We start from the raw sequence: 16053 nt of genomic DNA, 5'->3' as shown, positions 1-16053 counted from the left end.
GGTACCGCTACCCTACCAATAAGATTGCCTGGCGAGTATAATTATTGGAAACATTACGGTAATAGATAGGATGAAAGAAGTCCCCCAGAAAAAGAGAGTAACGCTATGCCACGGAAGACACGAGAGAACAACGAGTACAGTGAACAGTTTCAGCGACGTGAAGTGATAGAAGAGACACACATCCCCATGCAAGAAGAGACACACGGAATCGACGAAGTCCTAAACGAGCGCAACCATATCGCCGTCCTATCCTCACTTGAGTACGGCGAGCGCTTCCATGCCGCCGGCAAGCGTGATGTTGAGCTATACATCCGCACCTACAATACGATGCTGCGTAGCTCCGGAGAGGTTAATCTGAAGGCCCTGATGCAGGCGCACTACAACATTGATTCAATCCTGCACCCCGATGCGCGCGTGCCACAGCCCGATATGTCGGCATTCATCTATAGTGTGCTGCGCCTGCCAATCTCCATCCTGCACTGTAACCTGGTGTTGCTGGGGCAGTCTGAGGATGTCTTTGTGCAGCATAACTTCCCGGTCAATAGCTGGCAGGCTGTCACGGCCTCGGCCAGGCGCCGAAAGTGGTTCTATGATGGCAAGGAGACTCTGGCGGCCTACGTCGCCAGCGTCAGTGACACCGATGATATCGTACCTGTGCTGGTGGCCTTCCAGATCGAATGGAACAAGATGTATTACCTGATCAACGAGGACCCGACGACGATCAAGCTGCTGGAGACGCGCATGGATCGTAGCTCTCCGGTCTTCGCCGAGATCAGCAAAGTGCTACGCGAGCGCCTGCATATCGCGCCCGACGATTGGAATCGCCTGGAGGTCATCTGGGGCGATCAACTTTGGGAGACCCTGCTGAGTATGGGTCAGCAGCGCAAAAACTTCCGCCTGCGCATGCTGGGTGGTTCGCATGTAGGTTACGTCCGCGCCACGCGCCAGTGGTGGAACCCGGTCAAAGATGTGCTGGAGAGCTTGAACGTGCAGAATCGCCCAATCTACTTCGTCTCCAGCAATACCCATAGCATGGTGAACGTCCTCTCCGGCTCCCTGCTCAATCGCGAGGAGGAGCTAACGCGCTTTGCCCTCAAAGGCAACGATCCCTACCTGAACGCGGAATGCCGCAAGTTGCAGGAGGGCGAAGTTCCGGGCAACTGGCATAACTTCCTCTACTTCGCGGGCCGCGAGTGGGTCAATACGCCCGCAGGCAAAGAGTTCCTGAGCCAGCGCGAGGAGGAGGAGCGAGCGCGAGGCATCTATCGCGTGGATGCGCGCCATGGGGTAGAGATCGATGCCCAGATCTTCGATCTCTCCAAACTACATCCAGGCGAGATCGACCCGCGCTGCCGTATGCCACACCTGGACTACCTGGCCCAGAGCCAGGCCTTGATCTTGAATATCGACTATCCCCTGGGCATGGCGGCCTATCGGATGATGCGCGAGATCATGGAGAACCTGGCGCAGCTACGTGGCATTTATATCCTGGGCAAGGCTGCGACGCTCAATGGTAGCATCGGCGATGTCATGATTTCTAATGTTGTGCTGGACGAGCATAGCCAGAACACGTACTGGCTCGACAACTGCTTTACGGCGCACGATGTCCAGCCCTACCTGATCTATGGCTCCGTGCTGGATAACCAGAAGGCCATTTCGGCCAAGGGTACCTACCTGCAGAACCGTCAGTACCTGGACTTCTACTATCGCGCCAACTACACCGTTGTCGAGATGGAGAGCGGCCCCTACCTCAACGCCGTCTATGAAGACCAGTACCTCACGCGCTACCCGGTAGGCGAGAACATCAACTTCGCGCGCCTCCCCTATGAAGTGGGTCTGCTACACTACGCCTCAGATACACCTTACACGCGAGGCAAGAACCTGGGCGCGGGCAGTCTCTCCTACTTCGGCATGGACTCGACCTACGCCACTACCATTGCCATTACCAAGCGTATCCTTGAGCACGAGGTCGCGTACCTGAAGCGGCAGAAGATGCCGCGCCCCCTGCCCCACCAGGTCGTCTCACTCGAGGCCACCGAAGAAGGAAGCAAGGTATCCTAAAGCATAAAAAAAGAAGTACGGCCTAGCCGTACTTCTTTTTTTATGCTTTATTTGTGTTTAGGAGATGCTGAGACTGAGTTTGAGTGCGTAGTCGACGCGCTGCATCTCTTCATAGGTGATGACGCCTCTGCGGCGTAAGAGACGTGATTTCTCAATCGTCATCAGTTGTTCGCATTTGACATCCGTGTAATCGGTCAGCCCATTTTCTGCATTAGGGGAGATACGCACATGCAATGGCAGTTCGCGTTCCGTGCGACTCATGGAGGCGACGATAGTAAGCGGATAATTTCTTGAGCCGTTACCACGGTCGTTCTGGATAATTAAAGCCGGGCGTGTGCCCTGTTGTTCGGCTCCACGTCCGGGCGACCAGTTAACATCCCATATTTCGCCTCGGCGAGGTTGTGGGTAATCTACTTGCTGCACATCATACGTTCTGGGGCTGGCCCGGACATGCCTGGCCTCTTCGCTCATGCAACCATACCTTCATGCCCGGCCTCAAAAAAGAACTGGGCGTCTTCTAGCGTTTCTGGAAGGGAACCAAGATAAGCGTAGGCTTCGTCGAGGGAGTAATTAAGTGAGGAAGATAATTCGCGTTCGCGCTTCTGAATAATGGCTGATTTGAGCTGCTGATAATTATCCTGGCGCATGAGTTCCATGATAGTCTCCACTACATCTCCTAGTGAGGAGTCTAGTTCAACTGCAAGGGCTTTGAGCTCCTTGTGCTGTGTTGAGGGGATTTGAATGGATTTGCGAACGAGGTTCTCATGACGGTAAAAGTCGGTATGCGCAATAGCCATGAAGATGCCTCCTGGTCTGTACACGACGTCTTACTCTCTCTATTGTACTTGTCGCCTAAGCAAAAGTCAATAAATCTGGATCTGGTTTGCTGAGAAAAATAAGGAATTCTAATAATAGGGATTTGTAGTTTTGCGGTATTTTCGTAAAGCTTCTAGAGCTTTCTTGCTTTACTTTATCGGCATGCCAACATAAATCTGCACCTCCTTGCTTCCTTAAAAACAGCTCCGTCTACTAATGCGTCTATAAGCATGTTCGCTTTTATTTATAAAGTCATGTATAGAAAGCCTTTAAAGTGATGCTACAATAGCTAGTCGAGTCGTTCTAGAAAAACAGTAAGCGGAGCCGGACAAATTTCCTATACAACTTGAAGATGAGGTTGCTCGTATGAATCACGAGGTTTATTTGTTAGCGGAAGGAATTATTTTATGACAGATCCCAGGTTAGAGAAACTGGCCAGTGTGCTGGTTAACTACTCTTTGAAGATACGGCCCGGAGATAAGCTCTCAATTGAGGCTCCAGATGTGGCAGCACCCCTGGTGCGCGCTGTCTATCGCGAGGCCTTGCGTGCAGGCGCACTGGAGGTCATACCCAGCATTCGCCTTGCGGGACTCGGCGAAATTCTCTTAAAAGAGGCGAATAAAGAACAACTTGCCCATATTCCCGAGTATGACCGCTATGCTGGCGAGTATTTCGATGCCGTGCTTACCGTCTGGGCTGAGGAGAACACACGCGCGCGTAGCCGTATAGATCCCACACGGATCGCGAAACGTAATGAAGCACGTGCTGAGTTAATAAAACGCTCTTTGGAGCGTATCGCCAGTGGCAAGGTGCGCTGGTGTGGCACGCTCTTCCCTACTCATGGCCATGCCCAGGACGCACGTATGTCCTTGAGTGAGTATGAAGATTTCGTCTATGGCGCTGGCCTGCTTGAGCAGGAGCATCCCGTAGCGGCCTGGCAGAAGATTGCCGAGGAGCAGCAGCGTATCGCTGAGTACCTGGAGCGGCACGACGAGATTCATATCGTGGCCCCAGAGACCGACATTACCTATCGCGCTGGTGGACGTAAATGGATCAACTGTGCCGGGACGGAGAACTTCCCTGACGGCGAGATCTTTACCGGCCCTATCGAAGATTCGGTTAATGGAACCGTCTACTTCCGCTATCCTTCGCTCTATCATGGCAATGAGGTTGTGGGAATCCGCCTGACCTTTAAAGATGGCAAGGTTATTGAGAGCAGCGCCGAGCGTGGCCAGGACTTCCTCAGCGCCATGCTGGATATGGACGCTGGCTCGCGCACCCTGGGCGAGGCCGCCTTTGGCCTCAACTACCAGATTCAAGAGGCCACGGGCGATACCCTCTTCGATGAGAAGATTGGCGGCACCATGCATATGGCTCTAGGAGCCTCCCTGCCCGAGTCGGGCGGCATCAACGACTCGGCCCTCCACTGGGATCTTGTATGCGACCTCCATGAAGGCAAGGTCTATGCCGATGGCGAACTCTGCTACGAGAACGGCCACTTTCTCATCTAATGAATAAGGTATATGGTGGTGCCCTGGCAGAACCAGGGCACCACCATATACCTTACAATACATATGAACGCTTCTATGGGGACTATGCGCAGTTGGCCTCTTCCTCTGGCAATTTAGCGTAGATTATCAGCTGGCCTGCCAGCGCGATTTTCTGCCACTTTTTGTCCATCGCTAACCCCTTCAGCTTCTCCCCAACTTCTGATGTGTTTGTGGCGTGCTGTGTGAGGGTTTCGTCAACGCGGTCGAGTGTTGGGACATAGATAAAAAAGTCCTGTAGAACGTCCTGCTGCATATGCGTGTCCTTCCTTCTTGTGTTGACTTCACCTCATGACCCCCTTGCGCTCCTTGCAAGCGTTCCTTCGCCAATGAAGGTAAGACATGTCGATAAGGTAGACGAGAAAAATAGCTGCCAGTTAAAAAAATCAGCGTTTGATAAGACCAAAAAGAAAATCAAGGTTTCTCTCTCTAATACACTAGACGTTGGAACCTTGATTTTGTGACATATGAGTTTATTAATTGCAACGGGGAGTATGGAGACCCTGCCAGCCTTCGGCTGGCAGGGTCTCCATACTCCCCGTTGCAATTAATCTGATTATTTCCAGGGGAGGGGGGACCAGCGATTGCTCTGGGCGAAGCCAAAGCCTTCGTCGGTAACGGTACCTTCATAGCCGGCAGGGATCGCCTCGAAATATGTGGCGAGTTTGCGAGGGAAGATTGCCAGGTCGAAGGCCCAGGGGTCGCCTGCCTCCTCGACGATGGAGCGCCAGGAGCGGTTCTCCTGCCACTCCTCTGTGAAGTAGACGCCCAGTTCGGGAAAATTTTTTGCCAGGACGCGCAGTATGTGCCAGATGCCAGCTCCGATCTCTGGTTTATAGGTCGCTCCTGTCTCTGTGAGCAGGGCTTCGTCTTCAAATTGCAAGTTGATGCCAATCCAGGGCTGTGGCTCCTCATCCAGGGTTGGCGCACCAATATTTGGGTAGAGTGAGACATCGATACCAGAACAGGTAATGGGCTCGCTGTGTGCAGGCAGGAGGGTAAAGGTAGCGGGATAGATATCGCCAAAGCTTTCCTCTTCGCTCTCGGGCCATGTGATCTCGTCCAGCCATGCCAGGACGCCCTGGTCGTCGCACCCCAACTCTTTCAGCGTGTCCTGGTAGCGGGTCAGGAGTTCTGCGAAGTCTTCTTGATCTTCATAGGTTGCATAGGTCTGAATTTGCGCGTAAGTTGCCATATCGTTAATCCTTCATGGATAGAAGCTGGTTTACTTATTGCTTTGTGGGAAGTTTCCCTTTATTCTATCAATAAATTGTTTAATATGCTATCTGTGAGTCGTAACCCCGGGCTTTCCAGCTCTTGCCTTGGTTTCGCTACGCTCGCCTCGGGGTAAGGGGGTGTGGGTGGAAAACGGCAAAGCCGTTTTCCACCCACACCCCCTTACCCCTGAGCGCCGCAGGCGCGAAGGCGCTCGCTAATTGGTTGTGAAAGGATGACACTTATGCAAGAGGAGACCATCACGCTGTATCGTCCTACTGGCTCAGAGGAGTTGGCCTTGATTGCGGAGAGCCTGTATACCACCTTTCCGCCGCGCCTCTTCTGGCAACCTATCTTCTATCCTGTGCTCTTTGAGGAATATGCCGTCCAGATCGCTCGTGATTGGAATGCCCGCGATGGCAATTCAGGGTATGTGACGCGTTTCCAGGTGCGCAAGGCCTTTCTCGATAGCTATGAGGTGCGAAAAGTGGGTAGCGCGATCCACCAGGAGTACTGGATTCCGGCGGAGGAGCTGGATGAGTTCAACCGTAATATTGTTGGCCCCATCGAGGTCATCGCTGAGTATCATTCATAGAGCCAGTGCCCCCGGCGAAGTTGTTAATCCCAAGTTGCTCCTAGCTTTGCCAGGCGATCGCGGTATTCGATGCGGTCGAGCCAGGCCTGGGGCCAGGCTTCGAGGCCCAGGTGGGCGCCCGCGAAGGCTCCGGTGAGGCAGGCTATGGAGTCGGAGTCGCCACTGGTGGTCGCAGCACGCTGGATGGCCTTGATAGGCTCTTCGGGATAGAGCAGGAAGCAGAGCAGGCCAGTGGCGAATGCCTCTTCGGCGATCCAGCCTGCGCCCGTCTGCAAGCAGGGATCACTCTGGCGGTCTGGCTGCTTCAGTGCGACATCGAGCCGCTCAAGTACCTGCAGGCATTCATCCCAGCCACGCTCGATAAACTCCTGTGGCGTATTGCTGAGTGGGATCTGCCAGAGCGGCCCCAGCCAGAGCTGATGGTAGACGCTGCGCTGGCTCAAGGCATAATCCTGCAGGCGCTCGACGAGTCCCTCGGGTTCGCCGCCTGACACAAGGTCGGCGATGCACCAGGTCGTCAGATCGGAGGCCGCAAGCGCGGTTGGATGGCCGTGGGTGAGCGCGGCCTGGAACTGAGCGATGGCGGCGCGCGTCTCAGGTGTGACCTCGTCTTGCTCGGCGCGTAGGAGCCCCGCTGGTGCTACACGCATATTAGCGCCACAGCCTTTGGAACTGATGACAGTGGCATTCTGCCAGGGAAGGTTACGCGCCAGCCCCTCGCAGGCCTGGAGGCAGGTATTGCCGGGCGCGCGATTATTATCTGGGCTGCGATCCCAGGCGATAAAGGCGGCGCGCAGCGGCTCTTCCAACGTATCGGCGCTATAAGGCTTCTCGGCGGCCAGGAGTGCCTCTCCAACCGCCAGCGTCATCTGCGTATCATCCGTCACGCGGGCGGGATTGTCCTGTAGCTCGCTCGGCCCTTCTGGCCCATATTTCGCGCTAATCTGCTCGACGCTCATAAACTCTGTATCGGCTCCCAGGGCGTCGCCAAATGCCAGCCCGAACAGGCTCCCCGACGCTTTTCTCTGTCTTTCCTTATTCATTTCAAAAAAATCCTCTACTATCGGCCCGGCGAAACATAGAATATGTTGAAATACTATATCATATCTGTTCAATATTTGTCATGAGAGATCGCGACATTTCGCGCCTGCGGCGCTCAGGGTAAGGTATACACACCCCTTACCCTGGAGGTGATTGTAGAGCAGAGTTAGCATGGAAAATATTTGGATTAGAAACATGTTGGGCTATGCCAGGCTCTCCAGGGTTGGGAGTAGGGAGGCGAGCCAGGACTGGCCGAATTTCCAGGTACCATAGAGCAGGAGGTTGGGTTCACCGGTGGCGGAGATACGTCCATGGTGCTCCAGAATAAAGGCGCGTAGGCTCTCCTCTGTGGAGTGCAGGAAGCGGAGTTCTTTGATTTCGTCCTCTTCGGGCTCTCTCTGTTGGACCTCGGAGAGAGGAATGTGCAGGCGTGTCAGGAAGAGGAATTCGCCGTGGGGCATGGCGAGGTCGTAGGCTGCGCCCAGGCAATACTGTTCGCGGATATCGGTCTCTTGAATGCCGGTCTCCTCGCGGATCTCGCGGCGAACGGCGGCGAAGGGGTCAGGGCGCTGGCCCTGGGTGTCCAGGCCGCGCTCGAAGAAGCCACCGATGACGTGATAGCGCCCCTCATAGACGTCGACGCCCTGGCGTTTGTCCAGCAGGATATAGTCGTCGCTGGTCTCGACCACGGAGCAGACGCCGATGGCGTTCCCCAGTTCGTCGCGCCTTCGCTCGCGGGCGAAGCTGGCCTCGCGTGTCGTGACATACTCTTTATAGCTGGTATCGCCCAGGTGGAGCGTGAGCCTCTCGCCCGTTGTCTCGGCACCTACGAGGCGGTAGAGCGGGGCATCGAAGAGGCGCTTGTTGAAGGTGCGGGCCTGGCTCAGCCTCTCCTCCCAGAGTGCGTCCATCCAGGCCTGAATGGCAGGAGTCATGGGCATACGCTCCTCTGGCTGATAGAGAATGTCGACCTTGTCTGCTGGGAAGCAGCCCTGCGCCAGGATCTCAAATTCCAACATAAAATTTCTCCATGTATTACATACGCTGAGAACATGATGCGGCTGGCAGCCGATGGCCGCCAGCCGCATCATGTTCTCAGCATATTTTTATTCCCATTCGATAGTGGCGGGTGGCTTGGAGGTGATGTCGTAGACGACGCGGTTGATCTCGTGGACCTCGTTGACGAGGCGGTTGGAGATGCGCGCCAGGAGTTCGGGCGAGAGGCGCGCCCAGTCGGCAGTCATAAAGTCGCCCGTGGTCACGGCGCGCACGGCAACGAGATTGCCGTAGGTGCGGCCGTCGCCCATGACGCCCACGCTCTGAATGGGGGTGAGCACAGCGAAGGCCTGCCCTAGCTCGCGATAGACGCCCGCGCGGCGGATCTCGTCGATGACGATCTTGTCGGCCTTACGCAGAATGTCGAGCTTCTCTTTTGTGATATCGCCGATAACGCGAATGGCCAGGCCGGGACCGGGGAAGGGATGGCGCCAGACCCACTCTTCGGGCAGGCCCAGCTCCAGGCCGATCTCGCGTACCTCGTCCTTAAAGAGCATGCGCAGTGGCTCGACGAGCTTGAAGACCATCTCTTCTGGGAGACCACCCACGTTGTGATGCGTCTTGATGCGCTTGGCGGTATTGGCGGTGTCGTGGCTGGTGCTCTCGATGACGTCTGGGTAGAGCGTGCCCTGGGCCAGGAAGCCGATCTTGCCCTGTTCTGTAGCGAGCTTGACGGCCTCTTCTTCGAAGACGCGAATGAACTCTTCGCCGATGACCTTGCGCTTACGCTCGGGATCGGTCACACCAGCTAGCTTGCCGAGGAAGCGCTCCTCTGCGTCAATAGCGACCAGGGGAATATGCAGGTGGTTGCGGAAGGTCTCGACGACCTGCTCGCCCTCGCCCTCGCGCATACAGCCTGTATCCACGAACATACAGGTGAGTTGATCGCCGATGGCCTTATGCACTAGCAGGGCTGCAACGGCGGAGTCAACGCCGCCCGAGAGGGCGCAGAGGACGCGCTCTTTGCCGACCTGCTGGCGAATGCGCTCGACCGTCTCGTCGATGACCTTCTCCGGTGTCCAACTGGCCTCACAGTCGCAGACACGGAAGAGGAAGTTCTTTATGAGCTCTTTGCCCTGGGGGGTGTGTGTGACCTCGGGATGGAACTGGAAGCCAATCAGCCCCTTGGGGTGTGCGATGACCGCGACGGGATTGCTCTCGGTGGTTGCCAGGACTTTAAAGCCCTCGGGGAGCTGGTCCACGCTATCGCCGTGACTCATCCAGACCGGGAGGCGTAGCGGGGTATGTTGCGTGAGGCGATCCAGGTGGGTAGTCTGCTCTGGGGAGGGCTTGAGGCCCTCGAAGATGCGATAGGTCGCGTAATCCTGCTCTGCGTCGGCCACAATCTCAATGGTGGCGGGCCCATACTCGCGTGTACCATGCTTGGGCTCGACGTGGCCGCCTAGCTGCTGGGCCATGAGCTGCATGCCATAGCAGATGCCGAGTACAGGCAGGCCACTATGGAGAATGGCCGGGTCACAGCTTGGGGCGCCCTCGTCATAGACGCTTGAGGGACCGCCCGAGAGGATAAAGCCCTTGATATCCAGGTGGTCTTTGGCTTGCAGCTCAGCCAGCGTAGTCGAGGCAGGCACCAGCTCGCTATACACGTGGCACTCACGAATGCGGCGTGTGATTAAGCGGCTAACCTGCGATCCATAATCTAGTACAATAATTGCCTGACGGCGCTCCAGTTGCATATATCCCTCTTTGTTAATATCGATGCTATAGATCTTATTCCGAAACCCAACGTCACTGGCGTGACTAGCACTTCGCGCTCAGGGTTTTCGGATATGAAGATAGTGGAGAAAAGCGAAATAATTCAGTCGGCATTGCTTGCAAGTATATCTAATCGTCCAAAGCGGTCAATAGTTTGATCTATACGCCGCTTGTACTAGTTCCTCGTCCCTTAAATCGTCCAGTATGAGGATGTGGAGTTGGAAATGCCGCGGCATTTCCAACTCCACATCCTCATACTGGACGATACTCGTGTGTAGACCTCTACACATTTACCTCAATTTAAGATATGATGTTTGAGTATACCACAGATTGTACCTTCGTCATCGTCAAAGTAGGAGTCGAAGCAGGGTGGATCAAAGAATAGCCTTTTTCTCTCTCTTTGTGCCTGGGTTGCTTATGAAAGCGAAGCCTGGAGCCGAATAAGAAGAAGAGGTGATTTTTGAGATGCCCTGGGAATCGAAGCAGGGCCTGTGTCCGAGCAAGAAAGGAACATGCTATGGGGGCGTCTAAACAGGGAAAATGGTATGTTGCCGAAATAGTTGAGGAGATTCATGTGGAGGGGGCGGAAGAGAATGTTGTCCATAGAAACCTTGTCCTGATTCGGGCGAACTCTGCAGAAGAGGCATTCCAGAAGGCTATGGCTCATGGACAGGAGGGGGAGATGGTCTATGAGAATCCCCAGGGCCAGCGTGTAACCTCGACTTTCCGTGGGTTAAGCAACCTAACGGAGATCTATACCGATCTGGAGGATGGGGAGGAGATTACCTATTATCAGTGGGTGGGTCTCGATGAAGATGAGATTCAGAGTATGCTCTTGCCCAAGGATGAGCTGGATATCTTTCGGCAGTGGAATGAAGAGGAAGATTCAGATGTTCCCGATATTCGCGCGCGGGCACTCTTAGAGGAGGTGCCGCAGCCAGCCTACGAGGTTGAAGCGTCCGCAACCGCTGAAGAAGATCTGGAAGAGATCGATCCCCAGGCTGTGCTGGCCGAGGTAGAGCGTATTCTACGTGAGCCTCGCGATACACGCGAAGACTATAGATAAAGAGATAGAAAACAGGGTGTTCTAGTGCGTACGCACCAGAACACCCTGTTTTCTATCTCTTTATGAAAAATGTAAATAATGTAGGCAAAAGGGAAAATGCTATTGATGTTCCTCCTGGATAGCAGTACAATAGTAATCTATGGTAGAATGTCGGACGCGCTGAAAGGAGAAATTCTACTCATGAGTACGACCCAGCTAGCCGCGCGGTTGTTCCAGCTACAAGAGCTCGACCTGGATCTCGACCGCGTCAAGGCTGAGCTTCAGTCCCTTCAGCAATCTCTTCAGAACAATTATAAGCTGCGTAAGCTACAATCTGAGCAGCAGAGCATTGCGCAACAGTTGCAGGCCAGTCTCCAGACACAACGCGAGGCTGAATGGCATCTCGAAGACCTGACGAAGCGTATCGAGGCGCAAGAGCAGCGCCTTAACAGTGTGAGTCTGAGCAATGCGCGGGATTTGCAGGCGCTTCAGCAGGAGGTCCAGCAGCTTCGAGCTCAGCACGCTCGCCAGGAAGAATCCCTGCGTGAAATTGTAGACGTTACTGAATCGCTGAAAGAAACCTCCGAGCGTCAGGCGCGCGAGTTAGAGCAGGCACAAGAGTCATGGTCACGGGATAATTCCACGGAACTGACTCGCCAGCAACAACTTGAGACGCAGCGCACCAATCTCGATCAGCAGCGTTCCCTGATTACCTCAGTTCTCGAAACGGACCTGCTTGAGCGCTATACCTTAATGCGGCGCACCAAGCAAGGACGAGCCATTTCCAGAGTTGAACAGAGTTCTTGCCAGTGGTGCCTGGCCGTGCTTGCCCCCAGCGAATTACAAGAGGCGCTCCGTAGTCCTGAACTTCAGGTCTGCACCAATTGTGGTCGCATTCTCTACTACGAACTTTAATCTCTTTGACCCATATGCATCGTCCGACAGTGCCAATGCCTACCTGATAACCTTTCTGAAAGCAATGGATGTTTACACGACTCACTGGCCGCTCAGTGAAAGGCGCAATGTAGCGCACTTCTCCTCCTATCCCACTAGCCTACTATCTCTCCTCATGTTGTAGAGTTTTCCTTGGCTTTTTGTGGTCACACAACCCGGATAAGATGTATGAGTTGTGGCGTGGGCATTCGCCCACGCCACAACTCATACATCTTATCCTTGAGCGCCGCAGGCGCGAAAGCAAATGAATTTTGGCGAAATGTCGATAATGAGAAGAGCGAACGTTGACAAAAACGATGGGTTCCGAGTATGCTTTGAGTACGAGGAACCGTTCGTTCAAATTCTGGCCTGGCCAGTATAAAGGAGGTGCAGTTCTATGCAAGAGCACAAAACCTGTTACTGTGTGCTTGAATGCACCTTGTCTGTCCGGCATGAGGCGAGTGTTATAGACAGTCGTTCGCCCGTCAGGTTCCCTTGATTCTCCTGGTTCAGCAGGTACCTGGCGCACGCTAGTATTGCCTGTCTGTATCGCTTCCGGTCATGGCTCTCCGAAAACCTGAGCGCGTGAGCGCTAGCCGCCCCCATTCGGGGACAAGCGAGAGCGACATTGGTTTTCGTATAAGGAGGCCATGGGTTGACTGGAAAAGGCTCTCAACGTAGTGCTTCCCCAGTTGAGAGGTCGACACTCCCTCCCACGTGGCAGACACCTTCATGCCGTTGTTTGTAGCGCGCCATTCTTCTATCAATGAACCAGTGCAGCATACCTCTCTTCAAGAGATAGCTATGTCTGCCTGGCATATGGCTGCCGTTTTTCCTGCAATTCCTTGGGAGGGAACAAGCTTGATTGATGATCCGGCTTTGCTTACCGGTGTTGTGCTCAATGGAGCACATGGCATCTATGACGTTCACACTGATGCTGGCGTCTTTCGCTGTACGCTGCGCGGAAAATTAAAGAAAGCCTTCGCACGCGTCCAGTCTCAGAATACGCAGGTTGTTGCCAAAGGGCGCAAGCTGAATGAGTATCAGTTGCGACGCGCCGAACGTGAACGTGAGAAAAACAGTAAACCCGCACCTGAACCCGAAAACCCCATTCAGTCACGCCTCTCGGCAGGCGATCATGTTAAGTTTCGTAAGCTTGATCAGAGTACAGGCCTGATCGAAGAGATTCTGCCGCGCCAGAGCGAGCTCTCGCGCCTGGACGCTGGCTCAACGGAACGTAAAGCGATTCCGCAGACACTGCTGGCAAACCTTGACCAGGTGATTATCGTGCTATCGGTGGCCCAGCCAGAGCCGCATTTCGCTTTTCTGGATCGCTACCTTGTCATTTGTGAGGCGGCGCAACTTCGCTCTATCATCTGTCTTAATAAAGCCGATCTTCCTCATTCCTCGCGTGTGGAGGAGGCCGCCGATCTTTATGCTAAGTTGGATTACCCCATCGTCTGGAGTAGTGCGCACACTGGACAGGGGATAGAAGACTTGCGCGCGATCCTGAAGGACCGCACCACTCTCTTCACCGGGCCTTCAGGCGTGGGCAAGTCCTCGCTGGTGAACGCCATTGAGCCAGAGATGGCGATTCGTACGGGGATGATTAGCGAGGCGACGGGCAAGGGGCGGCATACGACGACCGGCTCGCAACTCTATCCGCTCTCTTCCGGTGGCTGGCTGGCGGACTCGGCGGGTATTCGCGCCCTCGCTGCCTGGGATGTCTTGCCAGAGGATCTTCCGCACTGCTTTGTCGAGTTCCGCCCCTACCTGGGCGAATGCGTCTTTAACGATTGTAATCATATCGACGAAGAGGGTTGTGCTATTATTCAGGCCGTAGAGGACGATGTGATTGATAAGCACCGTTATCGTAGCTATGTTCGCATTTATCATGGGGATGAACGTTAAGAGAATTTTGATAAGAGAAGTGAGGCCCTCTGGCAGCCGCAGGCTGCCAGAGGGCCTCACTTCTCTTATCAAAATTTATAAATCAATCAGACCGCGTTGGGCGGCGAGGGCGACGGCCTCGGTGCGGTTGGTCGCGCCCAGCTTGCTCATGATGGAGCTGACGTGAAATTTGGCGGTACGCTCGCTGATGACGAGATGGGAGGCGATCTCTTTATTAGGCATGCCCTGAGCCAGGAGACGTAGCACCTCTAGCTCGCGCTCGGTGAGCTCTTCAACCTGGGGAATCCCTTGCAGGGTCCGGTGGTTGTTCTCGCGTTCGCGCTGGCCCATGTGCCGCAGCAGCTTAGAGGCGACGAGAGGCTGGAGGAGCGAGCCTCCCTCCATCGCCAGACGAATAGCCTTGAAGATCTCATCGCGGGGCGAGCCTTTGAGCAGATAGCCGTCCGCGCCCGCCTGGATGGCGTGAATGATGCGTTCATCTGTATCAAAGGCGGTAAAGACAATGATACGCGCATTCTGCCGGCGCTGGCGAAGCTGCTTGATGGCCTCGACTCCGTCCATGATGGGCATTTCCAGGTCTAAGAGCAAGATATCTGGCTTGAGGAGTTCGGCCTGGCGGATGGCCTCGTCGCCGCTGGCACATTCTGAGATGACCTCAAAGTCGGGCTGGGTCTCCAGTACCGCGCGCAATCCCTCGCGTACGATAGGGTGATCGTCTGCCAGCAATATATGGATCATTGTCTGCGCCTTTCTCTTCATGTTAGTCCATGCAAGCATGGACCCTACAACTTAGCCCACCGCCCGTAGGGTCCATGCTTGCATGGACTCTTCCCGTTAGTAGGGGACCGCGATATAGAGATATGTTCCCTGGCCGGGATCGCTTTCAAGGCAGAGCGTGCCATTGAGAAGCTTGACGCGCTCGCCTATGCCTTTGAGTCCAAAGTGGCCCTCCTGGGTGGCAAGCGTGTCGAGGTCGAAGCCCTGACCATCATCTTTGATGCTTAACTGGACCTGGTGCTCGTTGGCGGTCAGCTCCAGGTGAATATGCGTGGCCTGGGCATGACGATGAGCGTTGTTGAGCGCCTCCTGCGCAATGCGGTAGAGACCAGACTCCACACTCGCCGGGAGCGGCGGAAAGAGGGCTTCTGGCGCATACTGGAAACTAACCAGCGCGTGCCGCGCCTGTTCTTCGTGCGCCTTCTCCTCATGGACCAGGGCCTCAAGAGCTTCGGGTAGGGTGCGCCCCTGGAGCGGCGCGGCACGCAAATCCATCACTGAGCGTCGCGCCTCCTCCAGGTTGCCGCGAGCCAGGCGGAGCGCACGCTGCAAGGCCTCGTGCGCGCGCTGGGGCTTGCTCTCGGCCAGGGCGTCGGCGGTCTCCAGTTGTAGGGTGACCGCGGCCAGGCCCTGAGCAATCGTGTCGTGAATCTCGCGGGCCAGGCGGTTGCGCTCCTCGATAGTCGCCAGGCGGGCCGCGGCGCGCATGTGTTGCGACGAGATGCGTGCTCGCTGGATTGCCAGGCCGATCTGGTCGCCGATGATGTGTAGCAGTTGCAGCTCTTCTGGTTGTAGCTCGCGCCAATCTTCGCTGGCGACATTGAGGACGCCGATGCGCGTATCACCAGCGTAAATAGGAATGCTGGCATGAAAGCGTAGGCCAAGCGCCGATGGATCGCTGTTGCGTTCCGCGTTCTTTAAGCGACTACAGCGTAGCACGTCGATATTTGAGGCACCCGAAAGCTCGCCACTTAAGAAGGTATCGAGGCATTGACAGGAGCCTGTCATGCGCTCAGGGTGGTCCGCCAGGTAGGGCGGGAGATCCTGCGAGGCTGCGATATAGGTACTGCCCCATTCATTTAGTAGCCAGACCCAGCCCGTGCGTAGCCCGAGCAGGTCCGTGACACGGACCAGGACCTCCTGGAGGGCTTCGTGAACATCGATGCTATGATTCAGATAGCTCGCGATATCATAGAGCACCGCCAGGTCACGGTTATTATGTAGCAGCGAAGGAGTTTCGACTGGTTGTTTCTCAAATGATTCTTGTGTCATTGCTCACACAGGGAGAAAGATATAGCCATTACGGTTAGTTGGTAGGAGCGCACTTGATAGCAGATTCT

At 55.1% G+C, this 16053-nt stretch carries 15 protein-coding genes; 6 read left to right on the top strand and 9 right to left on the bottom strand.

Features of this window, described 5'->3' with window-relative positions; genetic code table 11:
- Nucleotides 1-105: 105 nt before the first annotated feature.
- Nucleotides 106-2061: a DUF6909 family protein gene (locus JMJ04_RS08975; RefSeq protein WP_201370192.1), complete on the top strand. Its 1956-nt coding sequence runs from the start codon at nt 106-108 to the stop codon at nt 2059-2061.
- Nucleotides 2062-2118: 57 nt separating this feature from the next.
- Here JMJ04_RS08975 and JMJ04_RS08970 read toward each other — a convergent pair whose 3' ends face one another.
- Together JMJ04_RS08970 and JMJ04_RS08965 are read right to left on the bottom strand one after the other, a co-directional pair.
- Nucleotides 2119-2532 (bottom strand): type II toxin-antitoxin system PemK/MazF family toxin, encoded by a 414-nt coding sequence (locus JMJ04_RS08970; protein WP_201370191.1) that lies wholly within the window; start codon nt 2530-2532, stop codon nt 2119-2121.
- Nucleotides 2529-2858, bottom strand: a complete 330-nt coding sequence (locus JMJ04_RS08965) for a hypothetical protein (RefSeq protein WP_007913050.1) — start codon at nt 2856-2858, stop codon at nt 2529-2531. The genes JMJ04_RS08970 and JMJ04_RS08965 overlap by 4 nt, the downstream gene beginning before the upstream one ends.
- 426 nt (nt 2859-3284) lie before the next feature.
- Here JMJ04_RS08965 and JMJ04_RS08960 point away from each other — a divergent pair, with 426 nt between their 5' ends.
- The gene (locus JMJ04_RS08960) at nt 3285-4388 is read left to right on the top strand and encodes an aminopeptidase (protein ID WP_201370190.1); all 1104 of its coding nucleotides are present in this window, start codon (nt 3285-3287) and stop codon (nt 4386-4388) included.
- Between the two features lie 82 nt (nt 4389-4470).
- Here the strand turns inward: JMJ04_RS08960 and JMJ04_RS08955 are convergent, their stop codons facing one another.
- Both JMJ04_RS08955 and JMJ04_RS08950 read right to left on the bottom strand, forming a co-directional pair.
- Nucleotides 4471-4680, bottom strand: coding sequence for a hypothetical protein (locus tag JMJ04_RS08955; RefSeq protein WP_201370189.1), 210 nt, complete (start codon nt 4678-4680; stop codon nt 4471-4473).
- A gap of 300 nt (nt 4681-4980) precedes the next feature.
- Nucleotides 4981-5619 carry a hypothetical protein gene (locus tag JMJ04_RS08950; RefSeq protein WP_201370188.1) on the bottom strand — a complete coding sequence of 213 codons (639 nt, stop codon included), beginning with the start codon at nt 5617-5619 and terminating at the stop codon, nt 4981-4983.
- 264 nt (nt 5620-5883) lie between these two features.
- On the opposite strand from JMJ04_RS08950, the gene JMJ04_RS08945 reads away from it, so the two are divergent.
- The gene (locus JMJ04_RS08945) at nt 5884-6234 is read left to right on the top strand and encodes a hypothetical protein (RefSeq protein ID WP_201370187.1); all 351 of its coding nucleotides are present in this window, start codon (nt 5884-5886) and stop codon (nt 6232-6234) included.
- 23 nt (nt 6235-6257) lie between these two features.
- Here the strand turns inward: JMJ04_RS08945 and JMJ04_RS08940 are convergent, their stop codons facing one another.
- From JMJ04_RS08940 to guaA, 3 genes are all read right to left on the bottom strand, one after another.
- Nucleotides 6258-7277, bottom strand: a complete 1020-nt coding sequence (locus JMJ04_RS08940) for an ADP-ribosylglycohydrolase family protein (RefSeq protein WP_201370186.1) — start codon at nt 7275-7277, stop codon at nt 6258-6260.
- A 201-nt stretch (nt 7278-7478) separates the two neighbouring features.
- Nucleotides 7479-8294 carry an NUDIX hydrolase gene (locus JMJ04_RS08935; protein ID WP_201370185.1) on the bottom strand — a complete coding sequence of 272 codons (816 nt, stop codon included), beginning with the start codon at nt 8292-8294 and terminating at the stop codon, nt 7479-7481.
- An 87-nt stretch (nt 8295-8381) separates the two neighbouring features.
- Nucleotides 8382-10028 (bottom strand): glutamine-hydrolyzing GMP synthase, encoded by a 1647-nt coding sequence (gene guaA, locus JMJ04_RS08930; protein WP_201370184.1) that lies wholly within the window; start codon nt 10026-10028, stop codon nt 8382-8384.
- Between the two features lie 536 nt (nt 10029-10564).
- On the opposite strand from guaA, the gene JMJ04_RS08925 reads away from it, so the two are divergent.
- The 3 genes from JMJ04_RS08925 (at nt 10565) to rsgA (ending at nt 13936) form a co-directional block, all read left to right on the top strand.
- Nucleotides 10565-11113: a DUF4288 domain-containing protein gene (locus JMJ04_RS08925; protein ID WP_201370183.1), complete on the top strand. Its 549-nt coding sequence runs from the start codon at nt 10565-10567 to the stop codon at nt 11111-11113.
- 180 nt (nt 11114-11293) lie between these two features.
- Complete coding sequence (locus tag JMJ04_RS08920; protein WP_201370182.1) at nt 11294-12007, top strand: zinc ribbon domain-containing protein; 714 nt, start codon at nt 11294-11296, stop codon at nt 12005-12007.
- Nucleotides 12008-12829: 822 nt separating this feature from the next.
- Nucleotides 12830-13936: a ribosome small subunit-dependent GTPase A gene (gene rsgA / locus JMJ04_RS08915; RefSeq protein ID WP_201370181.1), complete on the top strand. Its 1107-nt coding sequence runs from the start codon at nt 12830-12832 to the stop codon at nt 13934-13936.
- Nucleotides 13937-14011: 75 nt separating this feature from the next.
- Here the strand turns inward: rsgA and JMJ04_RS08910 are convergent, their stop codons facing one another.
- Both JMJ04_RS08910 and JMJ04_RS08905 read right to left on the bottom strand, forming a co-directional pair.
- Complete coding sequence (locus JMJ04_RS08910; RefSeq protein WP_236037969.1) at nt 14012-14674, bottom strand: response regulator; 663 nt, start codon at nt 14672-14674, stop codon at nt 14012-14014.
- A 96-nt stretch (nt 14675-14770) separates the two neighbouring features.
- Nucleotides 14771-15985, bottom strand: coding sequence for a GAF domain-containing sensor histidine kinase (locus tag JMJ04_RS08905; RefSeq protein WP_201370179.1), 1215 nt, complete (start codon nt 15983-15985; stop codon nt 14771-14773).
- Nucleotides 15986-16053: the final 68 nt, after the last annotated feature.

It is taken from the genome of Ktedonobacter robiniae (assembly GCF_016587375.1).
Lineage (GTDB): Bacteria > Chloroflexota > Ktedonobacteria > Ktedonobacterales > Ktedonobacteraceae > Ktedonobacter > Ktedonobacter robiniae.
This window is presented reverse-complemented; position numbering and strand designations above follow the sequence as displayed.

Bases quoted from the DNA above. Each gene is read 5' to 3' on its own strand.
- JMJ04_RS08975 (WP_201370192.1), top strand. From the start codon at position 106: ATGCCACGGAAGACACGAGAGAACAACGAGTACAGTGAACAGTTTCAG.
- JMJ04_RS08970 (WP_201370191.1), bottom strand. From the start codon at position 2,532: ATGAGCGAAGAGGCCAGGCATGTCCGGGCCAGCCCCAGAACGTATGAT.
- JMJ04_RS08965 (WP_007913050.1), bottom strand. From the start codon at position 2,858: ATGGCTATTGCGCATACCGACTTTTACCGTCATGAGAACCTCGTTCGC.
- JMJ04_RS08960 (WP_201370190.1), top strand. From the start codon at position 3,285: ATGACAGATCCCAGGTTAGAGAAACTGGCCAGTGTGCTGGTTAACTAC.
- JMJ04_RS08955 (WP_201370189.1), bottom strand. From the start codon at position 4,680: ATGCAGCAGGACGTTCTACAGGACTTTTTTATCTATGTCCCAACACTC.
- JMJ04_RS08950 (WP_201370188.1), bottom strand. From the start codon at position 5,619: ATGGCAACTTACGCGCAAATTCAGACCTATGCAACCTATGAAGATCAA.
- JMJ04_RS08945 (WP_201370187.1), top strand. From the start codon at position 5,884: ATGCAAGAGGAGACCATCACGCTGTATCGTCCTACTGGCTCAGAGGAG.
- JMJ04_RS08940 (WP_201370186.1), bottom strand. From the start codon at position 7,277: ATGAATAAGGAAAGACAGAGAAAAGCGTCGGGGAGCCTGTTCGGGCTG.
- JMJ04_RS08935 (WP_201370185.1), bottom strand. From the start codon at position 8,294: ATGTTGGAATTTGAGATCCTGGCGCAGGGCTGCTTCCCAGCAGACAAG.
- guaA (WP_201370184.1), bottom strand. From the start codon at position 10,028: ATGCAACTGGAGCGCCGTCAGGCAATTATTGTACTAGATTATGGATCG.
- JMJ04_RS08925 (WP_201370183.1), top strand. From the start codon at position 10,565: ATGGGGGCGTCTAAACAGGGAAAATGGTATGTTGCCGAAATAGTTGAG.
- JMJ04_RS08920 (WP_201370182.1), top strand. From the start codon at position 11,294: ATGAGTACGACCCAGCTAGCCGCGCGGTTGTTCCAGCTACAAGAGCTC.
- rsgA (WP_201370181.1), top strand. From the start codon at position 12,830: ATGTCTGCCTGGCATATGGCTGCCGTTTTTCCTGCAATTCCTTGGGAG.
- JMJ04_RS08910 (WP_236037969.1), bottom strand. From the start codon at position 14,674: ATGATCCATATATTGCTGGCAGACGATCACCCTATCGTACGCGAGGGA.
- JMJ04_RS08905 (WP_201370179.1), bottom strand. From the start codon at position 15,985: ATGACACAAGAATCATTTGAGAAACAACCAGTCGAAACTCCTTCGCTG.